Origin of the sequence: Pseudomonas sp. BN415, assembly GCF_029871195.1 — a bacterium.
GTDB lineage: Bacteria > Pseudomonadota > Gammaproteobacteria > Pseudomonadales > Pseudomonadaceae > Metapseudomonas > Metapseudomonas resinovorans.
This window is the reverse complement of the sequence record NZ_SSOK01000061.1, coordinates 501,658-519,290: the sequence shown is the minus strand read 5'-3', so window position 1 is coordinate 519,290 and position 17,633 is coordinate 501,658. Positions and strand designations below refer to the sequence as shown.

Sequence of the window (17,633 nt, the reverse complement as noted above, 5' to 3'; positions counted from 1 at the left end):
ACGGGGCGCCTTGGTTCGGCGAAGGCGCACTACAGACAAAAACGCCCCGCCGGTCAACCCGGCGGCGCTTTTCTGCCCGTCGGTTCACGCCCGCCGCCGACCACTTCGATGTCGACAGGTCTGGTCTTGGGCTTGATCAGGCTGAAATCGATCAGCGCCTTGGGCCGGTATGGGTCACCAATCAGCAGCGGGCGCGGCTGGAAGGCGGTGCTGACCACACTGCGGCTCGGGTCGAAGCCATCGAAGCGTAGCCCGGCCAGATCCGCCCAGGTGTGGATGAAGCTCGAACTGCTGTAGGGGCGGCCAAGGTTGGCACGCAGCGCCTGGGGATGCTCCGCGCGCCACTGCGGCGAGCGCCAGAGCATGAAGGGGATGGTGTACATGGGGGCAGTCGGGGCCGCCTCGTTGCGCCCCAGCACCTGGGGATGCTCCGGGTCGAACACCGCTTCGCCGTGGTCGGACAGGTAGAGCAGGAAGCCGTTGGCGCGGCTGCCGGAGAAACGCTCGATCAGGCTCGACACCACATGGTCATTGAACAACACGGCATTGTCGTAGCTGTTGTAGGTGGGGAGCTGGTCGTCAGTGACACTGGCCGGCACGCCCTGGCGATCAGTGAAGCGCTCGTATGCCGGCGGATAGCGGTACTGGTAACTCATGTGGGTGCCCAGCAGGTGCACCACGATGAACTTGCGCGGCGCCGGGTCTGCCAGCACCTTCTCGAAGGGCGGCAGCACATCGTCGTCGTACTGACGGGCGTTCTGGTTGCGGTTGTTGTTCAGATAGAACTGCTCATCCGCCTGCTTGGAAAAGGTGGTGAGCATGGTGTTGCGCTTGGTCAGGGTCTGCTGGTTGGTGATCCAGTACGTCTTGTAGCCGGCCTGCTTCATCATGTTCAGCAGCGACGGTTTGGTCAGGTAGAGGTCCGGATTCTTCTCATCGGCGAAGGTCAGCACCTGTTGCAGCGCCTCGATGGTGTATGGGCGCGGGGTGATGACGTTGTCGAAGACATCCAGCTGCTCGCGAATGCGGTCGAGGTTCGGCGTGGTTCGGCGCGGATAGCCGTAGAGGCTCATGCGCTGGCGATTGGTGGATTCGCCGATCACCAGCACCAGCGTCGCCGGCAGGCCGGCATGGGCATCCTGGAGGTTGGCGAGCGGCGCGATGCGCGCATTACCTGCCAGCAGGTGGTGCATATCCGCCAATTGCTGGCGGTACTGCCGGTAGCCCACCAGCAGTTGCCAGGGCACGGCCGGCTCCATGCGCTTCTCGAAACTGTCGCGAGCCGCTTCGAAACTGTCGTTACCCAAGCCCTGCTTGACCGCCGGATAACCAACCAGCGCTGCCAGCAGTGCCAAACTCGCCAGCAGCGCCTTGCCACGGGGCAGGTGGACCGGGCGCAGGCGCGTCCACAGCAGCACGGCCCCGGCCATGTAGCCGAGAAAGACCGGCACCATCCACCAGGCGAAGTACTGGGCCAGATACTCGGAGCCCTCCGCCACGTTCGACTCGAACATGATGAAGATGACGCTCTGGGAGAACTCCTGGCCGTAGACCAGGAAGTAACCGAAGGCCGGTAGCGACGCCAGCCACAGCAATGCCCCCAGTCCGGCGGCGATGGCCCGCGTACGCGCAGGGAACAGCAGCACCGGGATCAGCCACAAGCCGCTCAGTAGAAATGCCTGGCGGAATCCAGTGAACCCACTGGTCCCCGTCACCTGGATCAGCAGTTGGGTCACGCCCGAGAAGTACCAGAAAAACAGGAAGAGCCAGCCCAACCCGGCCCAATCGATCGGCCGCTCCTCGGCCTTGCTTGCCGCAAACTTCATAAACATCCGCCCTAGTCGAGCCCTGACCAGTCAACCTGATCGAAAGGCAGGAAATATGACTTTGAAAACGTGAAAAGTTCGTCAAGCGCTGGCCGAACAGCGTCGATGAGAACCTCTTCAGGGAAGCAATGGCTATGTCTGCATTAAGTGTTGTAGGCAGCTGCATTACCCGTAGGAGCTGGCTCGCCAGCGAATGACCACGTTTCGCTGGCAAGCCAGCTCCTACAAGGCTCTTGGCCCTAGGGTGAATTTCTCGCAACAGCTAACGCAGACATAGCCGAAGCAATCGCCATTGCTGGAGCCCTGCGTGATCGGATCGAACCGATCAGAATCGGAACGAAAACCGGCCGTCGGAAGACACCGACGGCCGGGAAGCGGGATCAGAAGTCCAGGGTCAAGGCCAGACTGGCGCCTTGCTGGGTATCGTCCTCCCCCTTGCGCCAACTGTAGCCGCCGCGCAGCGACAGCTCCGGCGTCAGCGCCTGGCTGAAACCAAGGTTCACCCGGTTCAGGTGGTCCTGTGGCGTAAAGCCTTCGAGCGTGAAGCGATTCCCGGGCAGGCTGTTGAGGGAAAGGGTCAGGTCCTGCGTATCGTCCTCATACTCCCGTTCATGGGCATACTCGGCGAACACCTGGGTGTCGGCGCTGAACGCGTACTTGCCCTGAAGGCCGGCGCCCAGGCGCTTGGAATTGCGCTTTTGGTCGTCAAAGTTGAGCGACGTGGCATTTGCACCGTCCTCGGCGTAACCGTCGACCTCTACTCGCGCATAGTCGGCGCTGATGAACGGGGAAAGATGCCATGGGCTGTTGGCTTGCTGGGCAATGTCATAGCCCAGACGTGCGCTGAAGGCCCACAGGTAACCGTCGGTATCCCCCTTCTCGCTGCGCGAGCCGCCGCCAAGGGCGAACTTGCGCTTCAGGTCGTCGTAGTCGAGATAGCCACCAGTCAACGCGGCATCCGCCCACCAGCGGTTCTCCTGGTATTGGACGAAGGCGCTGGCCAGATAGCTGTTCAGGCGGTATTCCGAGTCCTCGACGCCGGCCTCCAGCTCTTGCCGGAAGAACCCCGCCGCGACACCGGCACGCCAGGCATCGTCAAGCCGGTAGCTGCCGCCGAGGGTGAGGTTGTAGCCGTTGCCGTCGCCGCTGGCAGCGCTGTCCTGGGAGTCGAAGTCCAGATGCTGGCCGCCACCGGCAACAAAGGCGCGCCACTGGCCCACGCCCTGCCAGTTTTCCCAATCCGCCTGCCACTGATTGCGCAGCTCATCCTGATAGGCCCGCAGGGTGCCATGAGCCATCTCGGGCAGCAGGGTCACCTCCCAGGGCGCTGCAAGCAACGAATAGGCGTAGTCGGCAATCAGCCGCTGACCGGCGATGGTCGGGTGCACGCTGTCGTTGAACAGCAGCTTGGTTGGATCCGGCGAGGTACCGTTGAGCCCGTAGGTGGGGTTGCCGACGCAACCGTCGCCGCTGAAGCAGGTGCCGATCAGGTCCTGGTCGGTGGCCAGGCCAAAAGCACCGGGGCTGGCCAGGCCCTCCTTGAGCAGCAGGGGAATGTTCAGCGGGATGATGTTGGCATTCACCTGGCCCAGTTGCGCGGCCAACTCGGTGTTGAAGGTGGTGCTGAGTTGAGTCGCGAAGGACTGGATCGGGCTGCCGAACGTCGCCGGGGTCAGACCCAGATCCGGCAACAGCCAAACCATGATGTAACGGGCGCCAGCCTGTTGCAGGGCCTCCACGCTGTCGACCAGGCGCCCCGCCGCCTGGCGGGCCTGGAGATCATTGAGGATGCGCCCCTGGAGGAAGTCGTTGCCGCCGCCGGTGAGGTAGTAGAGGGCATTCGGATCAGCGCTCAGCCCCTGGCTCGCGCGGTCCACCAGGTAGCCATCACGGCTGCGCAGTACGGTGCCGTTGCGCTCGACCACCGAGCCGCCCGACGCGGTGATCGAGTCCAATATCTGGTCGGTGCGGTAGCCGCCGACCGCCCAGTTGTTGCCATCGACGATGCCCTGCTGGGCGTTGACCGGCGACGTGGAGGCACCAAGGTCTCCAGGCGCAATGCCGAGACTGCCGCCGAGTAGCATGGGGGCGGTCGCGCCGAAGATCTCGCCGCTGCCGTTCTGGTACGTCGGGCCAACGCGGTTGGTGAACCGTGAGGTGCTGCCGGCGGGGCCACCGGGATCTGGGAACTGCCCGGCGTCGCTGAGACTGTCGCCGAACACCACCAGGGTGGAATAGGGGGAAGGAGCCGCCTGTAATGCAGTGGACAGCGTGGTCAGCAGGCAGGCTGCCACGAGCGGCTTGAGCGCCATTCTGGTCATGCTACTTACTCCGTGATTGTTCTTATTGTTTGGAGGCACGAAAGTACCAGAAAGCCCGAACACGCCCAAGGCTCATTCCATGGCCCCGCCTCAGCGGATCAGCATAGACCGGAAAACGTGATGACCCTCCAGATGCCGCATGACACACGGGCCTGTATTGCGCGCATGTTCGCGATGCCTTCACGGGCTGCTGCAGGTTGCTGCCAACCATCGACTTGAAGACGTTGATTGTGGCGCTTTGAGCTTCAGGCCACCCGATGACGCCGAACAACACTCGGAAATTTCCCAAACGCTCTCCGACGACTTGTTCGCTCCCCTCCCCCTCCCTAACGCGCCCGGGTCGCGGCCGAGCCCGCGACCGGGTTTAGCGACCTGAAGCAAGCGGTGCGATAGCGCCTACGGCGCATACGAGAAACGGCGGACGTTTCTGGTAGGCACCGGCTCGCAAGCAGTTGTCCAGGCTGCATCACACAATGGCGGATCGCGTGGGGAGGCCCCACCCTGCGCGACCGGCACGCCGAAGGCTACTTCCACCCCCGGCGGGTACTGATGACCTGGCAAGCCCGGCGGTTGATGCTGCTGGAGTGGCAGGGCGCGGCGGACCTTGCCCCAAACGAAAACGCCCCCGCAGGCAGGGCCGGCGGGGGCGTTTTCAGCAGCGGGTCGAGTTAGACCTTGGTGCGCTCGTAGCGCTTGCGGTCGTTCTCGTTCAGCATTTTCTTGCGCAGGCGGATGGACTTCGGCGTCACTTCCACCAGCTCGTCGTCGGCGATGAATTCCAGCGCCTGTTCCAGGGTGAACTTGATCGGCGGAACCAGAGCGATGACTTCGTCCTTGCCGGAAGCGCGCATGTTGTCGAGCTTCTTGCCCTTGGTGGGGTTGATCACCAGGTCGTTGTCACGGCTGTTGATGCCGCACAGCTGGCCTTCGTAGATCTCGTCGCCCGGGGCGAGGAACAGCTTGCCGCGGCTCTGCAGGGTTTCCAGCGAGTAGGTCAGTGCGGTGCCGGTGGCCATGGAGACCAGTACGCCGTTCTGACGGTTGCTGACTTCGCCGGCCTTGATCGGGCCGTAGTGGCTGAAGGTCGAGGTCAGGATGCCGGTACCCGAGGTCAGGGTCAGGAAGTTGTTACGGAAGCCGATCAGACCACGCGCCGGGATGGTGTACTCCAGGCGAACGCGGCCCTTGCCGTCGGGGATCATGTTGGTCAGATCGCCCTTGCGCAGGCCCATCTGCTCCATCACCGAGCCCTGATGCTGCTCTTCGATGTCGATGGTGACGTTCTCGTAGGGTTCCTGCTTCTCGCCATCCTTCTCGATGATCACCACTTCCGGACGGCCAACGGCCATCTCGAAGCCTTCGCGGCGCATGGTTTCGATCAGTACGGAGAGGTGCAGCTCGCCACGGCCGGAGACCTTGAACTTCTCGGCGGATTCGCCAGCTTCAACGCGCAGGGCGACGTTGTGCAGCAGTTCCTTGTCCAGACGGTCCTTGATGTTGCGGCTGGTGACGAACTTGCCTTCCTTGCCAGCGAAGGGCGAGTCGTTGACCTGGAAAGTCATGCTCACGGTCGGCTGGTCAACGGTCAGCGGCGGACGCGCTTCGACGTTCTGCGGGTCGCACAGGGTGTCGGAGATGAACAGCTCTTCCATGCCGCTGACGCAGACGATGTCGCCGGCTTCGGCTTCAGCCACTTCCACGCGCTGCAGGCCGGAGTGGCCCATGATCTTCAGGATACGGCCGTTGCGCTTGGTGCCGTCGTCGCTGATGGCGACTACCTGGGTGTTGGACTTGATGCGGCCACGGGCGATGCGGCCGATGCCGATCACGCCGAGGAAGCTGTTGTAGTCCAGCTGGGAAATCTGCATCTGGAACGGGCCGTCGACGTCAACGTCCGGTACCGGCACGTGGTCGATGATGGCTTGGAACAGGGCGTCCATGTTGTCGTCCATCTTCTCGTGGTCCATGCCGGCGATGCCGTTCAGGGCACTGGCGTAGACGATCGGGAAGTCCAGTTGCTCGTCGGTGGCGCCGAGGTTGTCGAACAGGTCGAAGATCTGGTCGATGACCCAGTCAGGACGCGCGCCCGGACGGTCGATCTTGTTCACCACGACGATCGGACGCAGGCCGGCCTTGAACGCCTTCTGGGTCACGAAACGGGTCTGCGGCATGGGGCCGTCCTGGGCGTCGACCACCAGCAGTACGGAGTCGACCATGGACATCACGCGCTCAACCTCGCCACCGAAGTCGGCGTGGCCGGGGGTGTCGACGATGTTGATGTTGTAGCCGTTCCACTTGATGGCGGTGTTCTTCGCCAGGATGGTAATGCCGCGCTCTTTTTCCTGGTCGTTGGAGTCCATCACGCGCTCGCTTTCCGCTTCTTTGCGGTCGAGGGTGCCGGACAGCTTCAGGAGCTTGTCCACCAGGGTGGTCTTGCCATGGTCGACGTGGGCGATGATGGCGATGTTGCGGAGTTTTTCGATCACGTTTGTATCTCGATCAGTGGATTCGGTGTGCCGCGAAGTCTAAGCGGCTGATATGAACTAACGGCGTATCAGGCGGCCCGATGGTCGGGAGGGCGATGGCGGATGCTGCCGCCAAACAGCCCGGGCTGTTTAGGCCGGGCGATAAACGCGCACATTGGCGTGTCCCTCGCTGAGCAGGTGATGGGCATGCAGACGACTCATCACACCCTTGTCGCAATACAGGAGGTACTGGCGGTTGGCGTCCAGCTCCTTGAAGCGGTTGTTGATCGCATAGAACGGCAGGGGCTGCACTTCGATGCCAGGCAGCTCCAGCGGATCGTCTTCCTGGGCATCAGGGTGGCGGATGTCGAGGACGATCTGCCCTGGCAGCGCTTCACGCACTTCTTCCACGGCCACGTCCTGGCCCAGCTCGTCGATCACCCGGTCGATGGGCACCAGGCGCGCACGTTCCAGGGCGCGCTCGAGGATGGCCATGTCGAACTGCGCTTCTTCGTATTCGATACGGCTGGCCTTGGCCTTGGTCGTCGGGTTCACCGAGATCACGCCGCAGTATTCGGGCATGTGCTTGGCGAACTCGGCGGTGCCGATGCGGTTGGCGGTGTCGATGATGTCCTGCTTGTGGCTGGCGATCAGCGGACGCAGCACCAGCATGTCGGTGGCCGAGTCGATCACCGAGAGGTTCGGCAGGGTCTGGCTGGATACCTGGGAAATGGCTTCACCGGTGACCAGCGCGTCCAGGGTCAGCTTGCGCGCCATGTGAGTGGAAGCGCGAAGCATCATGCGCTTGAGCACGACGCCCATCTGGCTGTTATCGACCTTGCTGAGGATTTCGCCGACCACTTCCTCGAAGGGCACGCTGATGAACAGCACGCGCTGGGAACGGCCGTATTTTTCCCACAGGTAGTGGGCCACTTCCATTACGCCCAATTCGTGGGCACGACCGCCGAGGTTGAAGAAACAGAAGTGAGTCATCAGGCCGCGGCGCATCATCTGGTACGCGGCGACGGTGGAGTCGAAACCGCCAGACATCAGTACCAGGGTCTGCTCCAGCGAGCCCAGCGGGTAGCCGCCGATGCCGTCGTGCTGGTGGTGGATGACGAACAGGCGCTGATCGCGCACTTCCATCCGCACTTCCACTTCCGGGTTCTTCAGGGAGATGCCGGCCGCGTTGCACTCCTGGCGCAGGCGGCTGCCGACGTGGCGCTCCAACTCCATGGAAGTGAACTCATGCTTGCCCGCACGCTTGCAGCGCACGGCGAAGATCTTGCCGGGAATCTGGTCTGCGTAGTGCAGCTTGCACTTTTCCAGCACATCGTCGAAGTCACCCAGCGGGTACTCGTGCACTTCAAGGAAGTGGGTGATGCCGGGGACGCACGTCAGCCGCTCGATCATTTCGCGCAGGAGCTTCGGCTCGGTCTGGCGAGTCTGCACTTCAAGGTTGTCCCAAACTCCGGTCACCTCGAGCTCAGGGTCCAGGTCTTTCAGGACCGCGCGGATGTTCTTCGAGAGCTGGCGGATGAAATGCTTGCGCACCGGCCGGCTCTTGATGGTGATTTCCGGGAAGACTTTGACGATGAGTTTCATGAAAAACAGCGCGAGGGCAGCGGCCGAAAAAGAGGGGCGCGGATTATAGCGGAAATTGTTCAAGCTTTGACCAAAATCATTCAGCAAAGCTCGCAGCGCACCAAAATGGAGCACACGCACCATGGAAGGCACGAAAACAGTGCGCAAAACTGTGCACAATCGGAGCAAAGCCCCCGCCAGCCGTGAGTTTTGGGGCCCTTGTCCATTCCAGGGCACTGGCACGCAATTTGCTCCCTTGTGAGGCAGGTCGCCCTGGCGGACTATCCCGCTCCGGCTTCACCCCGAATTTCTTGGGAGGCAAGGTTCCTGCCCCCGACCACCTGGAGGACAACATGTCGAAGTCGCTTCAACTGATTAAAGAACACGACGTGAAGTGGATTGATCTGCGCTTCACCGATACCAAAGGCAAGCAGCAGCACGTGACCATGCCGGCCCGTGACGCCGATGACGAATTCTTCGAGCACGGCAAGATGTTCGACGGTTCCTCCATCGAAGGTTGGAAAGGCATCGAAGCTTCCGACATGATCCTGCTGCCGGACGACGCCACCGCCGTCCTGGACCCCTTCACCGAAGAGCCGACCCTGATCCTGGTCTGCGACATCATCGAGCCGAGCACCATGCAAGGCTACGACCGCGACCCGCGCGCCATCGCCCGCCGCGCCGAGGAGTTCCTCAAGACCACCGGTATCGGTGACACCGTATTCGTAGGCCCAGAGCCGGAGTTCTTCATCTTCGACGAAGTGAAGTTCAAGTCCGACATCTCCGGCTCGATGTTCAAGATCTTCTCCGAGCAGGCTTCCTGGAACACCGACGCTGACATCGAAGGCGGCAACAAAGGCCACCGTCCGGGCGTCAAAGGCGGCTACTTCCCGGTACCGCCGGTCGACCACGACCACGAAATCCGTACCGCCATGTGCAACGCCCTGGAAGAAATGGGCCTGGTCGTGGAAGTGCACCACCACGAAGTGGCGACTGCCGGCCAGAACGAAATCGGCGTGAAGTTCAACACCCTGGTTGCCAAGGCTGACGAAGTTCAGACCCTGAAGTACTGCGTGCACAACGTGGCTGACGCTTACGGCAAGACCGTGACCTTCATGCCGAAGCCGCTGTACGGCGACAACGGTTCGGGCATGCACGTTCACATGTCCATCTCCAAAGATGGCAAGAACACCTTCGCTGGCGAAGGCTATGCCGGCCTGTCCGATACCGCCCTGTACTTCATCGGCGGCATCATCAAGCACGGCAAGGCCCTGAACGGCTTCACCAACCCGTCGACCAACTCCTACAAGCGTCTGGTCCCGGGCTTCGAAGCCCCGGTAATGCTGGCCTACTCCGCCCGCAACCGTTCCGCCTCGATCCGCATTCCGTACGTGAACAGCCCGAAAGCCCGCCGTATCGAAGCGCGCTTCCCGGACCCGGCTGCCAACCCCTACCTGTGCTTCGCAGCTCTGCTGATGGCCGGTCTGGACGGCATCCAGAACAAGATCCACCCCGGCGATGCCGCCGACAAGAACCTGTATGACCTGCCGCCGGAAGAGGCCAAGGAAATCCCGCAGGTTTGCGGCAGCCTGAAAGAGGCGCTGGAAGAACTGGACAAGGGCCGCGCGTTCCTGACCAAGGGCGGCGTGTTCAGCGACGACTTCATCGATGCCTACATCGAGCTGAAGAGCGAAGAAGAAATCAAGGTGCGCACCTTCGTGCACCCGCTGGAATACGACCTGTACTACAGCGTCTGATCCAGTTATGACCGCGCAAGCGGCATGATTGAGAGGCCTCCTTCGGGAGGCCTTTTTTATTTGCGGCAGGTTGGCGTAGAGCGAAGCGAAACCCAACGATTGGCGGCGCGATCCGGCAGACACGCGACCTGAAAGCCCGCTTTGTTGGGTTTCGTTCCTCTACCCAACCTACGCGCGCTCCGCTCAAACCCCTCTTTCCGCCAGGTCGCCCGGCTCTTCCGGCGGTTCGGCGCGCGACTGGCGCATCCGACTGAGCTGCACGTTCAGGCGCGGCATCGCCAGCTCCAGGCCGGCCTGGTCGAGGCGCCTGCGCAAGCGCAGGTTGAACGCCCGCTGCACTTCCCACTGCTTGATCGGGGCAGTCTTGAAACGGAAGCGCAGAATTGCCTGACCGTTATCGAAGCTCTCCACCCCCTGCAGCTCCAGAGGCGACCATAGACTGCGGTAGATCGCCGTATCGCTGCGCAACTCTTTCGCCACGTCCTGGACCAGCGCCACCGCATCGTCGATAGGCATGCTCGCCGGCACCGGCCAGCGGAACATGGCGTAGCCGAATTGCCGCGAGTAGTTCTTGATGCTCTTGATCTCACTGAAGGGGATGGTATGCACCACCCCATCCAGGTCGCGCAGGCGCACGGTGCGGATGGTCAGCCCCTCCACCGTGCCCAGGTGGCCGCCAACATCCACGTAGTCATCGATAGACAGCGAGTCCTCGATGATGATGAACAGGCCGGTGATCAGGTCCGCCACCAGGGACTGCGCACCAAAACCGATCGCCAGGCCGATCACACCGGCACCAGCCAGCAGCGGCGTCACATTCATGCCCATGTTGGCCAGGGCAACGATCAAGGCTATGACTGCGATGGTGACAAACAGCACGTTGCGGATTAACGGCAGCATGGTCAGGGCGCGGGTATTCGGCCGGCTCCTGCCACCCACACCGAGACTGTGCTGCACGGCGGTGTCAGTGAGGATCCAGACAAGCCAGGCCACCAGCAACGTGGTGCCGAAGCTGACCATCTTCATGCTGATTTCCGCGCCATCTCCTTCGGCGTAGCGGATCAGTGACATACCCCAGACCCGCAGCCCCACCTCGATGAAGAACAGCACCACGAACAGGTGCACCAGGGTGAGGCCGAACTTCTGCAACTGCTCGACGTAGGGAGCGCTGCGCCGGGGCCCGTCGCCACTGCGCCCGGTGCGGCGGCTGAGCAGCCCTATCACCGTCATCGCCACCACAGCCAGCACGGCACAGACCAAGGCGCGGCGCAGGGCCACACTGCTATCGGCGGCGGACACGAAGGTTGCGAACAGCGACGTACCCACCAGCAACAGTACCGGCACGAACCACAGGGAACCCACCAACTCCACCAGCTCGTGCAGCCCCCGGCGCTTGAGACGACGCTCCAGCGGTTGGTTGCGGATCAGATGGGCGATGGGGCGACGGAAGCGCAGCACGAACAGCGCGGTGAAAACCGCCGCCGTGGCGTTTGCCAGAGTGCTCAGGCAGAGCGCCGTGTGCTCACCGAGGCCGTCGATCAGCCGGGGGTCATGGGCCGCCTCACCAAGGGCGGCCAGGCTGCCGATCAGCCACAGCGGGCGGAAGGCCTGGCGCCGCAGGATATCCAGCGCACGGATGCGGTGCGGCCCACTGAGCAACGACAGGCAGATGACGCAGAGTGCGGAGAACAGTGTGCCGCAGACCAGCACGTAGGCCATGACCATCGCCAGCGTCTTGCTCAATGAACTGGGCAGCACGACCGACAGGTAAAGCGTGATGAAGAAGGCGATCAGCCAAGGCCCCAGCTTGCGCAGGGCGAACAGCACCAGGTCGCGGGTTTTGGGATGCTGTGGCAGCTCTGCCGACAGGCCAAAGCGCTCGCGCATGCGCCGCCCCAGCCAGAGCAGGGCGCTGGCCAGGCAGGCCCAGAGCAGGATGACCACCGCAAAGTTGAACACGATCCCCGGCCAGTCACGCCATCCGGGCAGGCGCTTCTCCACTTCGGCCCGAGCCAGGCGGAACTGGTTGCTCCAGATCACCAGCGGACTGTTGTCGCCCTGAAACTGCTTTTCCAGGCTGCTCAAGGTATCGCCGATCAGGCCGAGCACCCCGCTCTCGCTCTCCTTCTCTTTGCCGGTAACGTCACGCAACTGCTTCAACTTCTTCAGCAGGTCGGCACGCTGCTTGTCGTTCTCCAGGGTCTGGATCACCTGGTTGAGCGACTGTTCGAGCTGGGCATTGCTGATCTGCTCGCTGCCCGAGGAACTCCCCGCCAGCGGATTGGGCAGGGCGGCCTGGCCCTGGGTCGGGCAGAGCAGGCCGACGACCAGGCAGAGCAGCAGCGGGAACAGGAAACGGACAGCAGGCAAGAACGGTATAGGCACGAGAGAGATGTCCCCCAGATCAATGAAAGCAAGTCGCATCATACAAAAGCGGGCACTCGCCCCAATCAGACATCAGCCCCGGCTTTTGTAGTCGGCGGCTAGAGTGACAGCATGTGGCGACCTCCGTTCGCTCCGGCCATACAGAGCGGAGCAGGTAGCGGCACTTTTCAGAAATGTCCCAACGTGTTGTAGCGCACACCGGTCGTCACGGCGCTGTCGCACAATGCCCGACTTGCCAGCCCGCCGTCTGGGTGCAAGGCTTGGCATGAGCTTCCGGAGACCGCCCCCATGCGCCTCATCATCAGTTGTCTGCTGCTGGCCGCCACGCTGCCGGCCGCTGCGCAGATCTACAAGTACACCGACGCAAACGGCAACACGGTGTTTACCAACCAGCCGCCAGATGGTGCCGCCAGCGAGAAGGTGGAGCTGCCACCGACCAACGCGGTCCAGATACAACCGCCGAGCCAGCCGACCGACTCAGGGGCAAGTGCCGACCAGCCAGCCATCTACCAGGTGGTGGAACTGACCGATCTCCCTGACGAAGAGGCCCTGCGCGCCAACAATGGCACCTTCAGTGTCGGCGTGCGTCTGGAGCCCAGACTGCAGCCCGGCCACAGGCTACGCCTGCGCCTGGACGGCCAGCCCTATGGCCAGCCAACCAACGTACCGCGCCTGCAACTGATGAACGTCGACCGCGGCGATCACAGCCTCGCGGTGGATGTTCTCTCAGGCACCAATGTGGTGCAGAGTAGCGCTCCCGTCACCTTTACCGTCCAGCGGGTCAATACCAGCAGCCCGGCGCTGCGCCCGCCCGCCCCTACGCCACGGCCCAACAACTGACCGATGTCCCGATTCCTGCTACTCGCCCTCCTGCTCCTTGGCCAGCCCGTGCTGGCCGAGGTCTACACCTACATCGACGACGAGGGTAATCGCGTCTTTACCGACCAACCCAAGCCGGGCAACGCCAAACGCCTGGAGATGGCGCCCTCCAACGAGATGAACGCGCCACGGGATATCCAGCCACCGCCGCTCTACCCCAAGCCCATTCCGCGCGAACAGGGCTATCAGGTGCTGCGCATTCTGGTACCCGAACCCGATGCCACCATCCGCGACGGCGAAGGCAACCTGATCGTCAGCGCCATGAGCGAGCCGGGCCTGCGCGCCAATCACAGCTATCGGCTGCTGCTGGACGGTAAGCCCAAAGGCGAGCCTGGGCGCAGCCCGGTGTTTCCACTGGAAAACCTCGACCGCGGCACCCACCAGTTGGCGGTGGAGATCCTCGACGAGCAGGGGCGCATGGTGGAGCGCACGCCCAGCCAACCGGTGCACATCGTGCGCATGTCGCTGTCGCAGAAGCGCCAGGCGCGCCCCTGCGAGAAGGACGACTACGGCGTGCGTCCGGAGTGCCCGTTGAAGGACAAACCTGAAGAAGAGGACGACGACATCGCCATCCTGCCCTTCATCTGAAGGGCAACCGACCAGCGATACCCAACAACACGCCCATGGGTATCGCCGCGCTTCTCCCACGCAACGATGCCAATTCGCACCATTTCGGTGCGTCGCTTTGCACCGCTTTCTATACTCTCCCCATTTTGGTTCGTATCGAGCCGAACGATCTGCTCTGAAAAGCGGCTGCGGCCAGCAGAAAACCTGTTTTCCCGCGCCTTTTCAGGGCTTTGGTTTGCTTCTTGCATTTTCCTGTCATCGCCACGAGCGCCGACGCCATGACCATCAACGACGCCCTGCACCGACTGCTGCTCGACAACCTGACCACCGCGGTGATCCTGCTCAACGCCGACCTTCGCCTCGAGTACATGAACCCGGCGGCGGAAATGCTCCTGGCCGTCAGTGGCCAGCGCAGCCATGGCCAGTTCATCAGCGAGTTGTTCACCGAGTCGCCCGAAGCCCTGACCTCCCTGCGCCAGGCGGTGGAACAGGCGCACCCCTTCACCAAACGTGAAGCCATGCTGACCTCGCTCTCCGGTCAGACCCTGACCGTGGACTACGCGGTGACGCCGATCCTCAATCGCGGCGAAACCCTCCTGCTGCTGGAGGTCCACCCGCGTGATCGCTTGCTGCGGATCACCAAGGAAGAGGCGCAGCTGTCCAAGCAGGAAACCACCAAGCTGCTGGTACGCGGCCTGGCCCATGAAATCAAGAATCCCCTGGGCGGCATCCGTGGTGCCGCTCAACTGCTCTCCCGCGAACTGCCGGAAGAGCACCTGAAGGACTACACCAACGTCATCATCGAAGAAGCCGACCGCCTGCGGAACCTGGTGGACCGCATGCTCGGCTCGAACAAGCTGCCGTCACTGGCCATGACCAACGTCCACGAAGTGCTGGAGCGCGTCTGCAGCCTGGTGGAAGCGGAAAGCCAGGGCGGTATCAATCTGGTGCGCGACTACGACCCGAGCATTCCCGATGTCTTCATCGACAAGGAGCAGATGATCCAAGCCGTGCTCAACATCGTGCGCAACGCCATGCAGGCCCTCTCCGCGCAGAGCGACCTGCGCCTTGGCCGCATCACCCTGCGCACGCGCACCCTGCGCCAGTTCACCATCGGTCATACCCGCCATCGCCTGGTGACCAAGGTGGAAATCATCGACAACGGCCCGGGTATCCCGGCCGAGCTCCAGGAAACCATCTTCTATCCCATGGTCAGCGGCCGCCCGGACGGTACCGGGCTGGGACTGGCCATTGCCCAGAACATCATCAGTCAGCACCAGGGCCTGATCGAGTGTGAAAGCCATCCCGGCCACACCGTCTTCTCGATCTTCCTGCCGCTGGAACAAGGAGCTTCCTCGTCATGAGCCGTAGTGAAACCGTCTGGATCGTCGACGACGACCGTTCCATCCGCTGGGTCCTGGAGAAGGCACTGCAGCAGGATGGCATGAATACCCAGAGCTTCGAGAGTGCCGACAGCCTGCTTGGGCGCCTCTCCCGGCAACAGCCAGATGTGATCATCTCCGACATCCGCATGCCCGGCGCCAGTGGCCTGGACCTGCTGGCACGCATTCGCGAACTGTACCCGCGCCTGCCGGTGATCATCATGACCGCTCATTCCGACCTGGACAGTGCGGTGGCGTCCTATCAGGGCGGCGCGTTCGAGTATCTGCCCAAGCCCTTCGATGTGGATGAAGCGGTGTCCCTGGTCAAGCGCGCCTTCCAGCACGCCCAGGAGCAGCAGGGCCTGGAAGCTCCGGCGCCCCAGGCCCGCACCCCGGAAATCATCGGCGAAGCGCCGGCCATGCAGGAGGTTTTCCGCGCCATTGGCCGCCTCAGCCACTCCAACATCACGGTGCTGATCAACGGCGAGTCCGGTACCGGCAAGGAACTGGTGGCCCACGCACTGCACCGACACAGCCCTCGCGCCGCCTCGCCCTTCATTGCCCTGAACATGGCGGCGATCCCCAAGGACCTGATGGAATCCGAGCTGTTCGGCCATGAAAAAGGTGCTTTTACCGGCGCGGCCAACCAGCGTCGCGGACGCTTCGAGCAGGCTGACGGTGGCACCCTGTTCCTCGACGAAATCGGCGACATGCCGGCCGACACCCAGACCCGCCTGCTGAGAGTACTGGCCGACGGCGAGTTCTACCGCGTGGGCGGCCACACCCCGGTGAAGGTGGATGTGCGCATCATCGCCGCGACTCACCAGAACCTGGAAAACCTGGTGCAGGCCGGCAAGTTCCGCGAGGACCTGTTCCACCGCCTCAACGTCATTCGCATCCACATCCCGCGCCTGTCCGACCGCCGCGAGGATATTCCGGCCCTGGCCCGGCACTTCCTCGCCCGTGCAGCCCAGGAGCTGGCGGTAGAGCCCAAACTGCTAAAGAACGAAACCGAGGACTACCTCAAGCACCTGCCCTGGCCGGGCAACGTGCGCCAGCTGGAGAACACCTGCCGCTGGATCACCGTGATGGCCTCCGGTCGCGAAGTCCACGTCGACGACCTGCCGCCGGAACTGCTCACCCAGCCCCAGGACGCCGCACCGGTAACCAACTGGGAACAGGCGCTGCGCCAATGGGCCGACCAGGCGCTGGCTCGCGGCCAGTCCGGCCTGCTTGACTCGGCCGTGCCGGCCTTCGAGCGGATCATGATCGAAACCGCCCTCAAGCACACCGCTGGCCGCCGTCGCGACGCCGCCGTGCTGCTGGGCTGGGGCCGCAACACTCTGACCCGGAAGATCAAGGAACTGGGCATGAAAGTGGACGGCGGAGACGACGACGACGGCGACGACGCCTGATCCCCCTCCGGCGGGGTGCCCTGCGCCCCGCCTCCTGCCCTCGCGCCTGCGGCACAGCGCGCAATCGCCCTATCGCACCAGCCGTCTGCCGCCATCACGCCCGCTCTCCAATGTCATCCACCCCGTAAGAAATGTCTGGTTTTCCTAGAGGTCGTGGACCGCAGTGAATCAGGGCGGGATGCTGCCCTGACCTGAACCAGAGACAGGGTGAAAACCATGCAGTTACATATGGGTGTTCGAAAGGAAGGAGACGTGCTCAGGCTCAAGGCCTTGGAAGGCTGTAGCGACGCAGAGCTGGGGCAAATACTGCGAACGAAAGGCATCGAAATCGTGGTGGGGCCGATGGAAGATGGCCGCTCTCGCATCGGCGTTCGTTTACCAAGGGGCCTTTCGCTCAAGGTGGAGCGGTTGCGGGACTGCAAGTCCACCGCAGCCTACCTGGCCCCGGATAACCACTGATCTGGCCCTGGACCCCGCTTCGGCGGGGTCACTCCCCTCAGACGTTCACCGTGCATTCGACCAGCGAAAAGGACCATCCCTGGTGCCTGAATCACCTCCCCGCCTCAAAAAAGTGCTTTACGCCTGGGCACTCGTGATGCCGAAGAACCGCCGCCACCGTCCCTCCATGTTGAATCTCACTTCGCTCAAAGCCACTAATGACGCGGCCTCTAGACGATCCGACGAAATTCTCACGAAGGTTATCAAGAAACTGGCACGCCCCCTGCAATACACCAGACAACAGCGGTTTTGGGGCCCCTGGTACAGGCAGGCCAGGGAATCCCCACTCTTATGACAGGCAGGCTGACCTCCAGCCGCCACGGCTCCAGAAGAGCCGAAAGCGTTTCAGCGTCGCCATCGGGCGACCAGGTTTCAGGGGGCCTTGGTACAGGCAGGCCGGGGAATCCCCTCTTTTATTCGACAGGTGTGCTGCTCAGTCAGCCGCCCGGGCCCTACGGGGCCCAGTGCAGGACCACGTCGCACGCCACGGCGGGCGACCACCCTTCAGGGGGCCTTGGTACAGGCAGGCCGGGGAATCCCCTCTTTTATGCAAA

At 62.9% G+C, this 17,633-nt stretch carries 11 protein-coding genes; 6 read left to right on the top strand and 5 right to left on the bottom strand.

The genetic code is table 11. The annotated features are described in order from the left end of the window. Positions 1 to 53: 53 nt before the first annotated feature. The 4 genes from cptA to thiI all read right to left on the bottom strand — a co-directional run bounded on the left by cptA (position 54) and on the right by thiI (position 8,217). On the bottom strand, positions 54 to 1,826 hold the full coding sequence (cptA, locus tag E8F20_RS20780) for a phosphoethanolamine transferase CptA (RefSeq protein ID WP_280285413.1): 1,773 nt from the start codon (positions 1,824 to 1,826) through the stop codon (positions 54 to 56). Between the two features lie 380 nt (positions 1,827 to 2,206). Then, positions 2,207 to 4,147 carry an esterase EstP gene (gene estP, locus E8F20_RS20775; RefSeq protein ID WP_280285412.1) on the bottom strand — a complete coding sequence of 647 codons (1,941 nt, stop codon included), beginning with the start codon at positions 4,145 to 4,147 and terminating at the stop codon, positions 2,207 to 2,209. A gap of 668 nt (positions 4,148 to 4,815) precedes the next feature. After that, complete coding sequence (typA, locus tag E8F20_RS20770; RefSeq protein WP_028629859.1) at positions 4,816 to 6,633, bottom strand: translational GTPase TypA; 1,818 nt, start codon at positions 6,631 to 6,633, stop codon at positions 4,816 to 4,818. Positions 6,634 to 6,762: 129 nt separating this feature from the next. Beyond that, entirely contained in the window at positions 6,763 to 8,217 is a 1,455-nt protein-coding gene (thiI, locus tag E8F20_RS20765; RefSeq protein WP_280285411.1) for a tRNA uracil 4-sulfurtransferase ThiI, read from the bottom strand. A gap of 332 nt (positions 8,218 to 8,549) precedes the next feature. Between thiI and glnA the strand changes: the two genes are divergently transcribed. Then, a complete protein-coding gene (glnA, locus tag E8F20_RS20760) occupies positions 8,550 to 9,953 on the top strand; it encodes a glutamate--ammonia ligase (protein WP_028629861.1) in 1,404 nt (467 codons plus the stop codon). Between the two features lie 183 nt (positions 9,954 to 10,136). Here glnA and E8F20_RS20755 read toward each other — a convergent pair whose 3' ends face one another. Beyond that, complete coding sequence (locus E8F20_RS20755; protein WP_280285410.1) at positions 10,137 to 12,338, bottom strand: mechanosensitive ion channel family protein; 2,202 nt, start codon at positions 12,336 to 12,338, stop codon at positions 10,137 to 10,139. A gap of 288 nt (positions 12,339 to 12,626) precedes the next feature. Here E8F20_RS20755 and E8F20_RS20750 point away from each other — a divergent pair, with 288 nt between their 5' ends. The 5 genes from E8F20_RS20750 to E8F20_RS20730 all read left to right on the top strand — a co-directional run bounded on the left by E8F20_RS20750 (position 12,627) and on the right by E8F20_RS20730 (position 17,040). Then, positions 12,627 to 13,178, top strand: a complete 552-nt coding sequence (locus E8F20_RS20750) for a DUF4124 domain-containing protein (RefSeq protein ID WP_280285409.1) — start codon at positions 12,627 to 12,629, stop codon at positions 13,176 to 13,178. Positions 13,179 to 13,181: 3 nt separating this feature from the next. After that, positions 13,182 to 13,805: a DUF4124 domain-containing protein gene (locus E8F20_RS20745; RefSeq protein WP_280285408.1), complete on the top strand. Its 624-nt coding sequence runs from the start codon at positions 13,182 to 13,184 to the stop codon at positions 13,803 to 13,805. A 257-nt stretch (positions 13,806 to 14,062) separates the two neighbouring features. Beyond that, positions 14,063 to 15,148: a nitrogen regulation protein NR(II) gene (gene glnL, locus E8F20_RS20740; protein WP_028629865.1), complete on the top strand. Its 1,086-nt coding sequence runs from the start codon at positions 14,063 to 14,065 to the stop codon at positions 15,146 to 15,148. Next, the gene (gene ntrC / locus E8F20_RS20735; RefSeq protein WP_028629866.1) at positions 15,145 to 16,581 is read left to right on the top strand and encodes a nitrogen regulation protein NR(I); all 1,437 of its coding nucleotides are present in this window, start codon (positions 15,145 to 15,147) and stop codon (positions 16,579 to 16,581) included. The genes glnL and ntrC overlap by 4 nt, the downstream gene beginning before the upstream one ends. A 216-nt stretch (positions 16,582 to 16,797) precedes the next feature. Continuing rightward, positions 16,798 to 17,040 (top strand): hypothetical protein, encoded by a 243-nt coding sequence (locus E8F20_RS20730; RefSeq protein ID WP_280285441.1) that lies wholly within the window; start codon positions 16,798 to 16,800, stop codon positions 17,038 to 17,040. The last annotated feature ends 593 nt before the right edge of the window (positions 17,041 to 17,633 follow it).